Raw genomic sequence first — 15,485 nt, forward strand, 5'->3', positions numbered from 1 at the left:
TTATTCATTATCTGCTTACCAATCCCGATCCCGGATCGGGCGGTGACTTGAGTGACAGAAGCTGATGTCCGGCATGCCCATGAAGGCAAGGGTGTTACTGCTGCACATGAACAAGGGACGATCCGCCAGGCCCATGAGAAAGACTGCGGTGCGGTTCTGTCGATCTTCAACCATTATGCGGTGCACGGTTTTGCAGCCTACGCGGACAAGCCGGTCCGGGAGCGGTATTTTACCGGCCTGCTCAAAAACGCCTACGCGTTTTACGTGGTCGATTCTCCGGAAGGGGTGCTCGGCTTTGGTTTTGTCAAACCGTTCCTGCCGTTTTCAGCCTTTGCCACCACCGGGGAACTCTCCTATTTTATCATGCCGGAGTATGTAAACCAGGGTTTTGGCTCGCTCCTTCTCTACCGGCTCATCCGCGACTCCCGCACCAAAGGGATTTCCATGGTGGTTGCACACATGGCATCCTGGAACGAGGAGGGCATCCGGTTCCACCGGAAGCACGGGTTCTATGATGCCGGCCGGCTCAAGAAGGTAGGGAAAAAGTTTGGCGAACCCTTTGATATCCTCCTGATGCAGAAGGCCATTTAGGGAAAACAAAAAAAGCCGGCATTTTTGCCCAGGCTAATTGCATCATCCCGGGATTATTGTTTCTGGTACCTTGCGAGTATAACCCGCCGGTTATCTCCTTTATCCGTCCGGGTTGCTTTGTGGAACTTTACCTATCGGCCCAATACATAAAGGGTCCCGGGCTAATGCACAAAACAGGGTATCTTACCATGACATCACCATCGGTACAGGGAAATTCTCCCTTACGGATATTCCGGTGCGAGCACTGCAGGAAACCCTGCATGCTCACCACACTTGACTGCAGCGAGATGAAATTCTGCCCGGTAGACCAGCATCCCGTGGACTGGCGGCAGGTGAACCGTGGGGAGACTGCGGTATGTACGCGGTAAGGGATTTTTACAGATGCCACGTCCGTACTTTTCCGGCACCACTCATTACGGGTAAGGCATGATCTCCCGGCGCCGGAGGCCGCGGGTCACCTGTCCTTCACGCGAATATTTCCGGGAAGAACGGCTACTGCGATCCCCGGTACCGGCAAAATGCCGGGCAAAGGACCGGGACCAAAAAGAGCAATAAGGCTGCGCGCCGCGCTCTTCACCCGTACAGGATCCCCGGAACTGGTCCCGTTTATTTACGGCCCCAGAATGGCGGACTGCACGCCACTGATTTCGTACACGGTCAGCCGGGTGGGGGCTGAATGGTGTGCCGCGGTCTTTGCCAAATACTCCTTCATGTGGGGCCGGGCCAGGTGTTCGTCAAGATGGCGCCGGCTCTCCCATTCCTCAATGAAATGGCATTGGCCGGGGTTTGCCGGATCGCAAAGGAGTTCGTAGCGTGTGCACCCGGCCTCTTTTCGCACGACCGGGATAATCTTGTCTGTTTCCGACAGGAAATCCTCCCGTCGTTCGGGCAGGATATTACAGGCAGCATCGACAAGGAGCATGGTTCAATTTCCCTCTTTTTTTGTGCCGGGCCCGGCAAGGGGTCCTGCATATTTTCTTCATGTACCCTTCATCCCTGCAGGTTCATTATTCCTGCCATTTCCCACCGGTTATCCGGTCAGGGATCCGGATCTGGTGCACTTAATTATTCAAAAAGGAATAATCCTCAATCAGGTGGCTGTACATAGGGCCACCGGTATGGGTCGGGTACATGGGGCGTGAACAGGAAGGATGACCGGATGCACACAACCAGGATCTCCCGGTACTACGTGTATGGTGCCGGATATCGATATTCCGGCCCTTGACCGGAAACTCTGGTGGCGGATCATCCCGTTTGCCCTGGTCCTGTACGTGATCAGTATCCTTGACCGGGTCAATATCGGCTATGCCGCCCTTTCCATGAACGCGGATCTCGGGATCGACCCGTTCCTTTTTGGCCTTGTCTCCGGGATATTTTTCGTCAGTTACGTGCTTTTTGAAGTGCCAAGCAACCAGATCCTCGCACGGACCGGTGCCCGGATCTGGCTCTTCCGCATCATGGTCAGCTGGGGGATCATCGCCATCCTCATGGCGTTTGTCAGGACCCCACTGGAGCTCTGCATCCTCCGGTTTTTACTTGGCGCTGCCGAAGCCGGTTTTGCCCCGGGTCTCATCCTGTACCTGTCTTTCTGGTTCCGCAAAGAGACCCTGGCAAAGGCGCTTTGTGTCTTTTTTATGGGGATCCCGCTTGCGATGCTGATCGCATCCCCGGTATCGGCGTTCATCCTCTCGCATGTCGCATGGCTGGGGATGGCCGGCTGGCGCTGGCTTTTTGTCCTTGAGGGGCTCCCGGCACTTGTTTTTGGCTGTGCGATCCTTGTCTGTCTCCCGGAGCTGCCGGAGACTGCCGCATGGCTCTCTGCCCGGGAACGGTCGTGGCTTGCCGCACACCTTGAAGGAAAGCGGGTGCATGATCAGACCCCAAAGAAGATCCCGTTCCGGGGGCTGGCAGCCGTTTCCGGTATGTTCCTCCTCTGCACGGCTTCAGCCCTGGTCGGGATGTTTTTAACCGGCCTTCTCTTCTGGCTCCCGCAGATCGTCCGGTCGTCAGGGTTGTCAGGTTCGATCGAACAGACCGGCTTTCTGGTGATGATCCCCTACGGGCTCTCGGTCGTTGTCATGTATGCCTGGTCACGGCATTCGGATACAACCGGGGAGAGGCATATCCATGTCGCAATCCCCTTTGTCTTTGCGGCGGTGTTCCTGGTTGCCTTTGCCTTTTTGCACGGAAGTGCCGGCCCTGCCTTTGTGATCCTCTCCGGTGCGATTGCTGCCGGTTATGCAGCCTATGCCCCGTTCTTTGCCCTGACGCTCGATCACTTCCCACCGGCGCTGCGGGCATCGGGAACTGCGCTTGTCAATACCATAGCCTCTGCGGGATCGTTTTTCGGGCCTGTTATCTTCGGCCTTGCCGGGGGCACGTTGTCCGGGCCTCTCTCTGTCCTGCTCTTTTTCTTGCTGGGCATTGCGCTTTTTCTCTGTGCAGTTATGCTCACAAAGGAAAAGAGGGTAAACACGCCAGGCTGATGACTAAACAGAGGGTCACTTCCGGCCAGGGAACCGGTACGCCCCTGCAGGTACCAGGATCTCGAAACGGACGCCATGGCCCGGGGTGCCGGTCTCACGAATGGTGATGCCGGTGATCTCGAGGATCTCTTTTGCCAGAAAGAGACCAATCGCTTTTGTCTTATGGAAATCCGGCGAAAAGATCTCTTTTTTTATCTCTTCTGGGATCCCTACGCCGTCATCTTCGAAAAAGAGGGTGACCCCCGTGGGCCCTTCGGTACAGTACAGGGTCACCTGCGTTGCCTTCTGCCCGTGGAGGAGCGTGTTCTCGGCAAGGATCTGGAGCACCTGCTCCAGCAGTGGATCGGCATAGATCTCAAGGCCGTCGAGCCGGACCGAATGTTTCAGGGACAGGAAGTCCAGGTGGGAGATGGCCAAAAGAAAGACCCGGTTTGCGTCCTGCCAGACCGGGAGCGCAATCCCGAGATTCTGGTAGGCCTGGGCAAATTTTAAGGAATTTGTGATCCTGGTAAGAAGTTCCTCTCCTTTTGCAAACGCGGGCTGCGCGGAGCTGTCCTTTACTTTCCCCCGGACAAACTGCTGGAATCCCCAGAGGGTGAAGACCGCGTTCTGGATCTCGTTGAAGGTAACGTAGTTTAACAGGTGCAGTTTCTTCTTTGCCTGATCATGTGCCTTCTGCTCCTGCACCCGGGCAGTGATCTCGCGGACGATATGCACAACCGAGACAATGTTTCCCCCGGAATCAAAGACCGGGTCCACCGTAATCTGGATCCAGCCGGCGCGCTGCTGCATCCCGAGCTCAAGGCTCTCCCTCTTTTTGCTTGCCAGCATCCTCTGGCGTGGGCAGGAGCTGACCGGGCACTGCGACCCGTGGACAAGATCATAACAGTGCTTCCCGATTGCATGTTCAGGGGGGATCCCGAGCAGGGATTCTGTACCCCGGTTTGTACGGAGGATCCGACCGTCCGGGTCAATCAGGCAGATCCAGTCGGATATCGAATTGAATGTGGTCTCCCATTCGGCCTGGTTGCGGGCTAGCATCCCGTTTTGGGCTTCGAGCTCCTCATCCCTGACCTGGAGTTCCTGGTTTGCCTCCAGAAGTTCCCTGTTTTTTGCCTGCCACTGCCTGTTATAGTGACGGACAAGGAGGAAGAGAAGGATCGTGGTGATTACGATAAAAAAAATGCCCTTTGCCGAGGATATGAAGAGAAGCTCTTTTTGGGGAACCGGAAGCGAGAGGAAGAGGTCGTCGGAAAAGATGATCCAGCAGAACCCGAAAATAAAATAGGCTGCCGCAATCTTCACCGGCGGCATGCCAAAGAGCCGGCCCAGGGTGGAATTTTTCTGGTGGGGGGAATTTTTTCCCGGGATATCTGGTTCCAAGGTACACCCGTTTTCCGGCAGTTCCTGAACTGCAGCGTAAGAGATGATGGGCCAGCGATCCCTAAAGATATTGCGATTTTTATCTATAATGGGTTTATAAGAAAAGCCCCGCGGAGTTCCCGGGCAAAAAAAAAGTTCGTTACGCCCCGCCCTTCATGCGCCGCAGTTCCCGGACTGCGTGATCATGGCCCGGGTTAAGCATGAGTACGCGATCGTACGCAGCCATTGCATCGTCGTTCCGGTGTATTTTTTTGAGGATGAAACCCTTATACAGCCATGCTTCGATATATTCCCCGTCCTGCGAGATGGCCTGATCGCAGGAGACAAGAGCACCCTCATGATCCCGCAGCATCACCAGCACTTTTGCGTGGCTGATCCAGACGGCCGCTGTCTCCGGGTTCAGTGCAAGTGCGTGGTCATAGGCCTCACGGGCCTCGTCATAGAGGCCGCATTTTTTATGTGCATCCCCTAATGCCCGCCATGCATCGGCATCATTCTGGACAAGTCCAAGGTAATGCTCAAACATACCGGCTGCGTCCCGGAACTTCCCGAGTTTCATGGAGAGGTTACCCAGAAGAAGCCAGCGGTCCGGGCCCGGTACCTTCTCCGGGTTTGCAGCGATCTCCCGGATCATCTCCTCGTAGGTGCTGCATCGGGGAGATGCCGGTGATGATGGTTCCGGTTCAAGAAGGTTTTCTTCCGGGAATCCACGGTGTGTGGCCGGTGCTTCCGGTGCGGTGCGTGGCTGTGCCGGAACCGTGGCAGGTACCGGCGGCATTTTTGGCATGGCCCGGGATGCATTATGGGCTGGTACCGCAGCGGGCTGTCGCACATTCAGCACCGCGGCCGGTGAGGAGTTTGGAACTATTCGTGATTCCGCCGGTACCAGCGCCGGTGCAGGATCCTGCCGGGAAGATAGTTTGGGGTGTGCCGGGATCGCGACCGGTTCAGGAGGCTTTTGAACCAGTACCGGCGCAGGTTTTGGAGCAAGGGGTTTCTGGGTTTGTGCGGGTGATGCTGCGATCGGGGCAGCAGGGGCAGGACGGGATTTTTCCGGGAGGTTGGTTTTGGGATGCTGGAGGATTGTGTTCTCTTTTGGCCCGGCTCCTTTTTTCTTACGGGCAACGCTTATCCCGATCAGGGCATCCACGTGCTTTGGCTGGAGGACGAGCACCCGGTCGTACGACTGGATCGCCTCGTCGTACCGTTCAAGGATGGCAAGGGTGAGTCCTTTTGCATACCAGGCCTGGATAAAGCCGGGATGGATCGCAAGTGCCCGGTCATAGAGATCAAGTGCGTGGGCATGTTTCCCAAAACCGGAGTAGATGAGTCCCTTGTATACCAGCGCATCGGGAAGGTTTGCATCAATGCCCAGCGCCTTGTCGAAATACTGGAGTGCTTCTTCAAAAGTTCCCATCTGGTAAAGGGCAAAGCCCTTGAGCTGCGAGGCCCTGAGATGATTGGGCTCCGCGGCAAGTACTTTATCGAGGATATTTACCGCATCGGTGTAGTATCCCTGCCGGCAGAGGGTCTCGGCCTTGCAAAACTCGGTCTCTGCATTTACTCCGCTGCTTTTCAGGATTGAATCGATGAGTCCCATAGAGATCTTGTGCCAATCGCCATGGCACAGTGAGCCCACGTGCTATTATCATATAGTCTTACGCCGAACTAATATACTTTTTTAATTCTGACTATATTTTATAAACTCACTATATACTTCAGTCAGGATGATCCCGGTACACCCGGGCTCTTTTCCCCGGGGCCCACCGCCACGGCAGTGATAAAAAAAGATCAGTTTGGTATCGTGGAGCCGGGGAAAATAAAACCTCCTGAAATGATCCGGGAATAAAAAATGGCCGGTTGTGGCCGGATTCCGGAAGAACAAAAAAAATCATACCGCAGAAAACAAAAATCCACGGAAGCGCCGGCCCATGCGGTATCCTCGTGCGGCGACAATTGCCCGGATTTCGCAGCCGGCACCAGTCCCGGGAGCTGTCCCTGCCTGAACCCTGAACCGGCGGTTTACCCGGGGATTATCGTAAAACGCTTCCGGTAAAAAGAATCCGGGCCGGCAACCGGCCGGAGCCTCCGCACTACTGCGGGGCGCGGGCTTTTTCTATTACCCTGCGAAGTCTCCTGACATCTTCTTCTTTTGCGGCATCGTACTTCAGGGCCTCGTTTAATGCCGCCTCTGCAATGTCCGCAACTTTCACCCGGTCGTCCGTATTTTTGATGCTGCTTAAGATCAGGCAGAGCAAGAGTCCTTTGGTAAAGAGCCCGGTGGAATTTTTGCTGTCCGTGCCAAGCGATGTGTATGCGGCTTTGATTGAGTCCTGGACATTGGGCGGCACGTTTTTGAGCGCCTGCCCGACTATTTCTTCCATGGGCATGGTAGGTTCCTGCCTCGTAATTAGCCATACAGAAATATCAATGCATGGGATTTATCCCGACGGTTCTTACCCCGGTTGAGAGAAACGTCAAAAGCAGGTGATACGGTAATGGATTAAAGAGAAAAACCGGGAACTATCCTGTTTTATTCCCCGGGTTCACGCCGCCGGTTCCTGAGGCTCCTGCAGCGGTTGAAGTACGTCTCGCCCCAGACCCAGGGCTGGTACGTGCAGCACATATCGGGTTTTACCGTGTGGATCCCGCAGAGGTACCGCTCCTTTCCTGCCCGGCGCAGGAACGGGCAGACGGTTACATATCCCCCGGTATCAGGATTGCGCATCTCAAAGACCACCACGCTCCCGAGATCTTCCGGGGATAGCGTAGTGCACGGGACCGGGCCGCTCCCGTTTTCCACAAACGCGACAAACCAGCACAGGATATCGGACCTGTTGTTTTCCATCCAGGTAAAGACATTTGCCGCGGTCGGCGCTATCCCGGGGCCAAAGATCCGGCAGCAGAGCCCGCACTGCTCGCAGGGTTCGTCTTCAACAGCTGGGTTGTCCATTCTCTCTCCGGTTTTAATTCTCGCGGGAGGGCGGATAAGGGTTTGGAGATTCGCCGGTTTTAGCGGGGGAACTCGTACGTTAATAGTTGGTGATCAGGAGTTCGCTTACCGTACCACGCCGGGCGCCGTTGCAGTTGATCAACCGCCGGGCCGGAACGCGCCGTATGGTAAATCCGTTGTAGAGTTCGTCAAAGAAGGCATCGTCGGGGTTTTCACTGGCCGGATCGGAGTTGCTCAGCATGACCTGTGCACCCTTCCGGTCCAGGTCCCGGAAAAAAGCTGCCAGGCGCTCCTGGTCGTTCTCGGAAAAGCCGCCCCGGGAGTATGAGGTAAACGAGGAGGTGGCATTCAGCGGACGGTAGGGCGGGTCGAGGTACACGAATGTCTGGTCATCTGCCATGCTCCTGCACCGGGTAAAATCCCCGCAGAGGATCCGTGTCCGGGAAAGGAGTGCTGCTGCACCTTCCAGGTTTTTGTAACCGGAGATCTCCGGGTTCCGGTACCGTCCAAACGGGACATTGAACCCGCCGCTCTGGTTTACCCGGAACAGGCCGTTGTAACAGGTATGGTTGAGGAAGATGATCTGGGCCGCCCGCCGGATCCACCGTTCATTGTAGCGTGTAAAATCAATCGATTTCCGCTCGCGGTTGAACGCGTCCCTGATCTCGTAATAATACGCTTCCTGCCCCGGTCCGGAAAGGGCGCGGTACGCAGACGCGATTCCTGCAAGTTCGCCGGCAAGCCGGGGCAGGGAGGTCCGGATTACGCGGTAGGTGAGAACAAGTTCCTCGTTAATATCGCAGATCACGGACTCGTTAAAAGAGCAGCGCGGGACAAGGGAGAAAAAAACCGCCCCGCCCCCGACAAAAGGCTCGATATAGCGCGTGATTTTCCCGCCATTTCCTGCACCGGGCGGCAGGCACCGGGCAATATCGCCAAGTAACTGCGACTTGCCCCCGGCCCATTTCAGGAAGGGTCGCACCCCTCCGTTTTTTCCGTGTCGTGCCATGCAGAAGCCCCGGATATATGTACGCACCACTCATGTTCGCGCTTTTTGGTTATGATAACTGGGATACGAAAAAAGGGGTCACGTTCCGTTCCGGCATCCCACCACCAACCTGATAACCGGTCCCGACAGAAGCAAAAAAAAGAGCAGGTTCCCGGCTGGTCTCTTATGTATCAGCCGGCATCCACAAACCGGATCCGCTCAACCGGTACGACAGAGCACTGTACGTCCCGGCCGCTGCCTGCCTGCGTACAGATCTTCTCTGAGACCAGAAGCGAGAACGGGAGCACCTGCCACTCTCCCGGTCCGGCGGGAGTGCCATTTTCCCGGACCCTGCGTTCCGGAAGTACCGCGGTCTCCCCTGCCCCCGCAGCAGGCTGCCGGGTTTCGATCTGCGCAGAATACCCGGCAAGTTCCGGGAGCCGGAGATTCCCGAGAGCTGCAAGTGCCTGCCCGGCATCTGCCGGGAGCGTTGCGGGCATCTCACCGGTTCCTGCCTGATAGGAGAGCCCGTCGGTCCAGCCACAGGTTCCCGTATCCTGCCGGTAGGTAATCTGGTAGAGCCGGTTCTCTCCCTTTGGGCCGGTATAGAAATCGAGGTCTACCGAGACCGGAACCCCGTCCGGTCCGATCGTGGCCCGGAGCCGGGCAAGACGGGCGGCAGCAGTCCCCGTGTGCGTAAGGAGTGCATCCAGGTGACCGGCGAGCATCCCTCCCCCGGTTTCAGGCTGGATGCAGATCTCCTCACGCGGGAGAACGGTTTCCGGGCTGTACGCGATAAGTTCGATCCCCATTACAAAAAGGCTGAGAAGCGCCGCAGCCGCCAGGATCCGTCCGTACAATCTCACCGGCATCATGCCGTGCCACTCCCTGATTCACCATCTCCTGCCCGGCGGATAAGGCTCGCGTTGACTGCAAAAAAACCTGCATTTAATCACCGGTTTTTTTTAACTCCTGTGCATGCGGGGATACACGGGAGGAACAACTGTGCTGGTTTTATCATTCATGGCCTTCACATCATTTCCTATGCGGTTCTTTACCGGAGTGCGGCTGCGCAAAAGAGGATCCGTCCTCCTGCTCCTTCTGGTCCTTTCTCTTTTGCTCCTGATCCTCCCGGTTGCAGCCGACAGTGGCTCTTCTGCGGCGGCACCGGTCGTTACAACCGGCCCCCATGTGGTGTACATCGGCGTATATGTGGTTGATGTCAGGCAGTTTTCCGTCGGGGATGGGACATACTCGACCAATTTCTATCTCAGCCTCCGGTCAGATGCAAATATCTCGATCAACGACCTGGAGTTCATGAACGGGCATGCAACATCGGTCTCCACTATCACGGATACTCCGGGGGAAAAGGACTACCGCGTGTACGCGGAGATGACCGCAAACCCCGACCTGCGGCGGTACCCCTTTGACAATCATACCCTCCCGATCATCATCGAGCCGACGATCCTGACGGAAAAAGACCTGGTCTTTGTTATCGATGGGAACAATACCGGCCTTGATGACGAGGCAAATCTCCCGGGCTGGTCGCTCACCGGCATGTCCGCAGAAGTCACCAACCGGACCTATGTAGAAGGCGAAGTCCCCTATTCCCGGGTAACCTTTTCTAACGGGATAGAGCGGGATACCGCCTCAACATTGCTGAAGTTCTTTTTGCCTATTACGCTCATCATTATCGTCTCCCTTGCGTCGCTTTTGATGAAGACCTCCTCGCGCCTCGGGCTCAACGGCTCGATGTTTTTGGCTGCCGTTTTGATCCACTGGCGCATTGCCGATGCCATTCCCCTTGTGGCCTATGCGACCTTCCTTGATCTCTTTATGATCATCACGTACGCAACGCTTGTTATGGTCTGCGTCTCCGGTATCCTGCTCCTCAAGTTTACCGAGGACAAAAACTCCCGGCGGATCGAACAGGTTAACTACTGGTCGCTGCGCATCATCCCGGCGATCTCAATCTCGTTCTATATCCTGCTCTTTGTCGTGCTCATTGTCAGCGGATAGGTCAGGATCTCCCTTTTTTTATCCTCCGCACAGGAACCTTGCCACAAACGACCCGCCGGCCATGCCCCGGATCCGGTTCATGAGGCAGGCAAAAGCGTACATCCCGAAAAGAAAGACACCGGTGCACAAGAGAAAGGCCGGGAGCGGGAGCAGGATGCCGGGTGGTTCAATGATCCACGCGATCACTGCCGAGTGGAGCACGTAGATGGCAAGAGAGCACCCGCCCATGAGCGTGAGCGGGGCCGGGATCCGGGCCGGCGGGATGCAGTCAGCGATCACAAAAAGACACAGGATCGCCCCGGCGGCAAAGACAAAAAAGCCCGGCACCGGCGGGTAGAAGAGCTCGGCATAGCCGTACCTGGCCAGCTGTGTACCGGGATATGCTGCCCAGAGCAGGATGCCGGAGCACAGTACCAGGAGCGCGATGGCTGCAGCCCTGCCGGTTGCAAAGGATTGTATACCGTCGCGGGTCCAGCGGACTGTTCCAAGCTCGGCCCCGAGGAGCGCAACACCCAGCCAGGGAAAGAGCGGGAACCAGCCGCCCGCGATCCAGTCCCCGGCTGCGGCAGGGAGAAGCCCTCCTGCGATGGCATCCCAGAAGCCGGCAAGCGGTACCTGCAGCGGGAGTGCCGGGTAGCCAACGATAAACTCCACAAACGGGGTCAGGCAGAAGATGGCAGCTACGATCCCCCACCGGGCCGGGCGGGGGAGGCAGAGGAAGAGGTACGCCACCGGGAGCGAGATCCCGATCAAAAACAGGACGTCCATGCTGACTCCCGGGACAACGTCCCAGACGAGCGCTTCAAGCAGGGCGGCAACAAGGATCACCATCCCGCCCCGGATGAGGAAATAAGGGAAGGGGCGCCTTTTTTGCGTACAGGACAGGGCAACCATCATTCCCGAGAGCAGGATAAAGAGCGGGGCGGCAAGCGAGGAAAGGACCCGGATGCCAAACGGGACCGGTGGTGCCAGAAGGTACGGGATGGTGTTTGCCCCCACCATCAGTACGATAGCAATCCCGCGGAGGAGATCGACCGGGCGATCGCGGAATTTTTTACCGGATACCGGCCAGACCCCGGATGACATGGTTATCCCACATCGTTATTGCTGCACAAAAAAAGGGCTTGTGTACAGTGAAAAGATATTTGCAGTAAATTGTTTGGGGAAGAAAACCAGGGCGGGCTTGCGGGATTTTTCCTTATCCGAGGACTGCACCGATAAGGTTCCCGGCGATCTGGAGTGCCTCCATCTCGCTGTCCGACCACTCGCGGCTGGTGATATCGGAGAATCCCACAAAGCCCCAGAGCGAATCGTTCCGGAACAGGGGCAGCACTGCAACAGAAGCAATCCCCCGGTCTGAAAAAAATTGCCGCTCGTGCCCGGGCAGGCTCTCCACATCGCAGGCAATGGCATTGCCGCTCCCGAGAAGCGATCGCCACAGGAGGGTTGTGAACGTGAGGTTGTCGGAGCGGGAGAACGAGACCTTCCCGCTTGCTGTCACGCCGGGATCCACCCAGAGGTACTGCACGGCCGCCCCGTCCCGCCCCCCGTTTCCCGGGTTCAACCGGAAGATGCACACGCTTGCCGCATGTACGGCAAACCCGATATGTTCGAGAATATCCATGATGCCTGCGGAGAGGTTTTTCTCGTACGCGGGATCGGCCTGTGCCACCGGGGGCTGGCGGCGCAGGAACCATTCTATGGCAAAACTGGTGGCCAAAAGCAGGGAATCGCGTTTTTTTATCTCGCAATCAAGGCGGTACCTCTCCAGGGCAAGTTCGATTGCAAAGGCAAGTTCCCGCTCGTTGAACGGCTTGAGGATGTAGGCGTACGGCCCGGTGGCTTTTACCCGTGATAACGTCTTTTTGTCGGAATGGGCGGTGACAAAGATGACCGGGACATCCATGATCTTTGCTATTCTCTCTGCAGTTTCGATCCCGTCAAGGCCCGATCCTTCGAGCACGATGTCCATGAGGATCAGGTCGGGGCAGAGGCTGGCAGCCCGTTCTATTGCCGTGCTGCTGTCCCCTGCGGGCTCGGGAACCTCGTACCCCATCCCGGCAAGTGCCAGGCGCAGGTTCTCGGCAACGATAAGTTCGTCTTCTACGATCAGTATCTGTGTTTTTCTCTCCATGGTTTTACCCCTCGCACGGGACAGTGATGACAAACGCCGTACCTTGTGTCCGGTCAAGCGTAATTGCGCCCTTGAGCTGCCGGACAAGCATCCGTACCAGGTTAAAGCCCAGGGAGGGCGTATGCTCCCAGTCGAGATTAGGTGGTATCCCCCGCCCGTTGTCCGTGATCGCAAGCGTGATCTGCGCTCTCTCTTTTTTTGCGGTAAGCGTGATCTCTCCGCAGTCCCGCCCGGCAAACGCGTACTTGAGGGCGTTTGCGATCAGTTCGTTTGCAATAAGCCCCAGAGGAATGGCAGTTGTGACCGTGACCCGGACATCCTCTGCCTCGGTGATCACCCGGATCCCGCCCGGGTCGGTACCATAGGCAACCATGAGGTTGCCGGCAAGATTACGGAGATACCGGTCAAGGTCAACGGAAGAAAAGTCCCCGGACTGGTACAGGTTCTCGTGGATCAGCGCCATGGACTTGATCCGGGTCTGGCTGTCGAGGAGCGCGGCAGCGCAGGTGGGATCCCCGGTGGCCTTTGCCTGGAGGTAGAGCAGGCTTACGATCACCTGGAGATTGTTTTTTACCCGGTGGTGGATCTCTTTGATGAGCACGTCTTTTTCGTGCAGGATGAGTTTTAAGCGCTCTTCTGCAATCGTGCGCTGGCAGACCTCGGAGATGAGCGCGTCGTTTGAGCGTGCGAGCTCCGCTGTCCGCTCCAGGACCCGGTCCTCGAGCTGCGCAGTGAGCCGGGCCAGTTCCTCCTCGGTTTTTGTACGGTGGATGATGTCGGTCAGAATCGCAAAGAGCCCGAATACCACAAACGCGTACCCGGCAGTTCTCAAAATAAAAAACTCAAGTCCCGGGACCTGCCCGCTTTCTGCAAGAAGGAGGACGTGGGACACTGCAAAAAGGGTATAGGCGCACCCGAAATACAGCGGGGTAAACCTTTTGATCCGAAGGTAGCCCCACACGCTCACGATAACGATGCCTATGCACATGAGCAGGTTGACTGCCACCGGGATGTCAGGATCGGAAATAAGGATCATGTCGTAAACCACGGCCCCCGTCCCGTTGGCCAAAAAGGGGGCTTTTTTCTACTCCCTTTGTTGCCTCCCCATTGCATAAATACGGCGATGAGTGAAAAAATTCCTGCAGTTTTTACGACCGGATCCCCATGTTAACGCACGATTTTCATGGATAGCCGGCAGGTATCCCGTCCGGAATCTTTTTTGATCCGGCAGGGAAAGGTTTTTTGCCGGAATTCTTGCATATTTTTGCAATCCGGCCCTGTATGGGTGAAATTATTTTTTCACTCATCCGTTTCTTTTTAAAAATGAAGGCAGAGATTACTTTTATTCGAGGGTTCTCCGGTCTCGCATCCGGTTTTACCCGGAAAAGTGCCAAAAAATCGGGGTGCCCGATGGATAAAAATTCATTCTTCAGTCATGCCATATTCAAAAAAAAGCCCATAGAACGATCCGCACCGGATCCCGAAGGGAACAAATCCCTGTCAAGGACCCTGAGCACGTTTGACCTTGTCATGCTTGGGATCGGGGGCATCATCGGCATGGGAATCTTCGTCCTTTCGGGCCTTGTTGCCGGGCTCCATGCGGGAAACGCTCTCCCGCTCTCGCTTGTCATTGCCGGTATCTCCTGCCTTTTTGCTGCTCTCTGTTATGCGGAATTTTCCGCCATGATCCCGCTTGCCGGGAGCGCTTATACTTACTGCTACATGACCCTTGGCGAGATCTGGGCATGGATCATCGGCTGGGATCTCATTCTTGAGTACGGTCTTGCGGTCTCTGCGGTAGCGATTGGCTGGTCCGGGTACTTTGCTGCCCTCCTTAAGGCTGTCGGGATTGTGCTGCCCCCGGCTCTTACCAGCCCGCCGGGCGCGGGCGGGGGGCTGATCAACCTCCCTGCCGTACTTATTGTCCTTTTCCTCACCCTGCTTCTGGTACGGGGGGCCAAAAAAAGTGCACGGACAAACGCGATCATTGTTGCCATCAAACTTGCCGTTATCGCATTTTTTATTGTGCTGGGCTTGTTTTCCCTTAACCCGGCGAACTGGACACCCTTTATGCCGCCGAACGGATGGCTCGGGGTATTCTCGGGTGCTGCCCTGTTCTTTTTTGCCTTTATCGGGTTTGACGCAGTGGTCACGGCAGCCGAAGAGACAAAAAACCCGCAGAAGAGCCTGCCGCTCGGGCTGATAGGCTCCCTTCTCATCTGCATTGTCATCTATATCGTAATTGGCGTGATCCTGACCGGCATTGTACCGTTTGCAGAACTTGCCGGGCCCGATGCAATCAATGCGCCGATCGCTTACGCACTGGGCCGGATCGGGTTCTCATGGGGGGCGTTTATTGTTTCGGTCGGCGCGCTCTGCGGCATGACCTCTGTTATCCTTGTCATGCTGTTCGGGCAGAGCCGGATCTTCTTTGCCATGTCCCGGGACGGTCTCCTGCCGGCGTTCTTTTCCGATCTCCACGAGAAGACAAAGGCGCCGGTAAAAGTGATCCTTGTTATTGGGATCGTCACTTCCTGCGTTGCCGGTTTCTTCCCCATTGAGATCGTAGCGGAGCTTGTGAACATGGGCACGCTTGTGGCATTTGCGATCGTTGCCATCGGTATCCTCCTGCTCCGGGTAGAGCAGCCCGGTCTTTCCCGCCCGTTCCGCTGCCCCGCCGTACCCCTTGTACCCCTCTTCTGTGTGGGCACCTGTGTATTTCTGATCTTCAACCTCAGCTCCCATGCCCATCTCATGTTTGTGGCCTGGCTTGTGCTTGGTCTTGCGATCTACTTCCTCTATGGCATGCGCAAAAGTGTTGCCACATCTGTAAAAAAGACCTGTACGCTCTCCGACCCGGCCCCCGCCGGCACGGAATTTCTGGTGTCCGATACAGCACCGGCAGGCCCCGGGCAGCAGCAGGGACCGTAA

15 protein-coding genes are annotated in these 15,485 nt (G+C 56.4%); 5 read left to right on the forward strand and 10 right to left on the reverse strand.

Translation table 11 applies throughout. The features are described from left to right. Positions 1–51 precede the first annotated feature (51 nt). Together MBOO_RS05205 and MBOO_RS13850 are read left to right on the forward strand one after the other, a co-directional pair. On the forward strand, positions 52–591 hold the full coding sequence (locus MBOO_RS05205) for a GNAT family N-acetyltransferase (RefSeq protein WP_012106541.1): 540 nt from the start codon (positions 52–54) through the stop codon (positions 589–591). A gap of 188 nt (positions 592–779) precedes the next feature. Further along, a complete protein-coding gene (locus MBOO_RS13850) occupies positions 780–959 on the forward strand; it encodes a hypothetical protein (RefSeq protein WP_157677605.1) in 180 nt (59 codons plus the stop codon). A 242-nt stretch (positions 960–1,201) separates the two neighbouring features. Here the strand turns inward: MBOO_RS13850 and MBOO_RS05210 are convergent, their stop codons facing one another. Beyond that, positions 1,202–1,513 (reverse strand): putative quinol monooxygenase, encoded by a 312-nt coding sequence (locus MBOO_RS05210; RefSeq protein ID WP_012106542.1) that lies wholly within the window; start codon positions 1,511–1,513, stop codon positions 1,202–1,204. A gap of 271 nt (positions 1,514–1,784) precedes the next feature. On the opposite strand from MBOO_RS05210, the gene MBOO_RS05215 reads away from it, so the two are divergent. Then, positions 1,785–3,077: an MFS transporter gene (locus MBOO_RS05215; RefSeq protein WP_048068306.1), complete on the forward strand. Its 1,293-nt coding sequence runs from the start codon at positions 1,785–1,787 to the stop codon at positions 3,075–3,077. A 15-nt stretch (positions 3,078–3,092) separates the two neighbouring features. Here MBOO_RS05215 and MBOO_RS13005 read toward each other — a convergent pair whose 3' ends face one another. The 6 genes from MBOO_RS13005 to MBOO_RS05250 form a co-directional block, all read right to left on the reverse strand. After that, positions 3,093–4,460, reverse strand: a complete 1,368-nt coding sequence (locus MBOO_RS13005; protein WP_012106544.1) for a PAS domain-containing protein — start codon at positions 4,458–4,460, stop codon at positions 3,093–3,095. A gap of 139 nt (positions 4,461–4,599) precedes the next feature. Continuing rightward, positions 4,600–6,060, reverse strand: a complete 1,461-nt coding sequence (locus tag MBOO_RS05225; protein ID WP_012106545.1) for a tetratricopeptide repeat protein — start codon at positions 6,058–6,060, stop codon at positions 4,600–4,602. A gap of 493 nt (positions 6,061–6,553) precedes the next feature. After that, entirely contained in the window at positions 6,554–6,850 is a 297-nt protein-coding gene (locus MBOO_RS05235; protein WP_012106546.1) for a hypothetical protein, read from the reverse strand. A 143-nt stretch (positions 6,851–6,993) separates the two neighbouring features. Next, positions 6,994–7,413 (reverse strand): hypothetical protein, encoded by a 420-nt coding sequence (locus MBOO_RS05240; RefSeq protein WP_012106547.1) that lies wholly within the window; start codon positions 7,411–7,413, stop codon positions 6,994–6,996. Positions 7,414–7,492: 79 nt separating this feature from the next. After that, the gene (locus MBOO_RS05245; protein ID WP_012106548.1) at positions 7,493–8,422 is read right to left on the reverse strand and encodes a DNA adenine methylase; all 930 of its coding nucleotides are present in this window, start codon (positions 8,420–8,422) and stop codon (positions 7,493–7,495) included. Positions 8,423–8,592: 170 nt separating this feature from the next. After that, positions 8,593–9,276, reverse strand: a complete 684-nt coding sequence (locus tag MBOO_RS05250; RefSeq protein ID WP_012106549.1) for a hypothetical protein — start codon at positions 9,274–9,276, stop codon at positions 8,593–8,595. A 169-nt stretch (positions 9,277–9,445) separates the two neighbouring features. Between MBOO_RS05250 and MBOO_RS05255 the strand changes: the two genes are divergently transcribed. Beyond that, on the forward strand, positions 9,446–10,420 hold the full coding sequence (locus MBOO_RS05255) for a ligand-gated ion channel (RefSeq protein WP_157677606.1): 975 nt from the start codon (positions 9,446–9,448) through the stop codon (positions 10,418–10,420). Between the two features lie 18 nt (positions 10,421–10,438). Here MBOO_RS05255 and MBOO_RS05260 read toward each other — a convergent pair whose 3' ends face one another. The 3 genes from MBOO_RS05260 to MBOO_RS05270 form a co-directional block, all read right to left on the reverse strand. Further along, positions 10,439–11,506, reverse strand: coding sequence for a heparan-alpha-glucosaminide N-acetyltransferase domain-containing protein (locus MBOO_RS05260; protein WP_012106551.1), 1,068 nt, complete (start codon positions 11,504–11,506; stop codon positions 10,439–10,441). A gap of 112 nt (positions 11,507–11,618) precedes the next feature. Then, positions 11,619–12,554 carry a response regulator gene (locus tag MBOO_RS13395; protein ID WP_012106552.1) on the reverse strand — a complete coding sequence of 312 codons (936 nt, stop codon included), beginning with the start codon at positions 12,552–12,554 and terminating at the stop codon, positions 11,619–11,621. A gap of 4 nt (positions 12,555–12,558) precedes the next feature. Beyond that, positions 12,559–13,602, reverse strand: coding sequence for a sensor histidine kinase (locus MBOO_RS05270; protein WP_012106553.1), 1,044 nt, complete (start codon positions 13,600–13,602; stop codon positions 12,559–12,561). Between the two features lie 362 nt (positions 13,603–13,964). Between MBOO_RS05270 and MBOO_RS05275 the strand changes: the two genes are divergently transcribed. Continuing rightward, on the forward strand, positions 13,965–15,485 hold the full coding sequence (locus MBOO_RS05275; RefSeq protein WP_012106554.1) for an amino acid permease: 1,521 nt from the start codon (positions 13,965–13,967) through the stop codon (positions 15,483–15,485).

The organism is Methanoregula boonei 6A8, assembly GCF_000017625.1.
In the GTDB taxonomy this organism is placed as follows: Archaea; Halobacteriota; Methanomicrobia; order Methanomicrobiales; family Methanospirillaceae; genus Methanoregula; species Methanoregula boonei.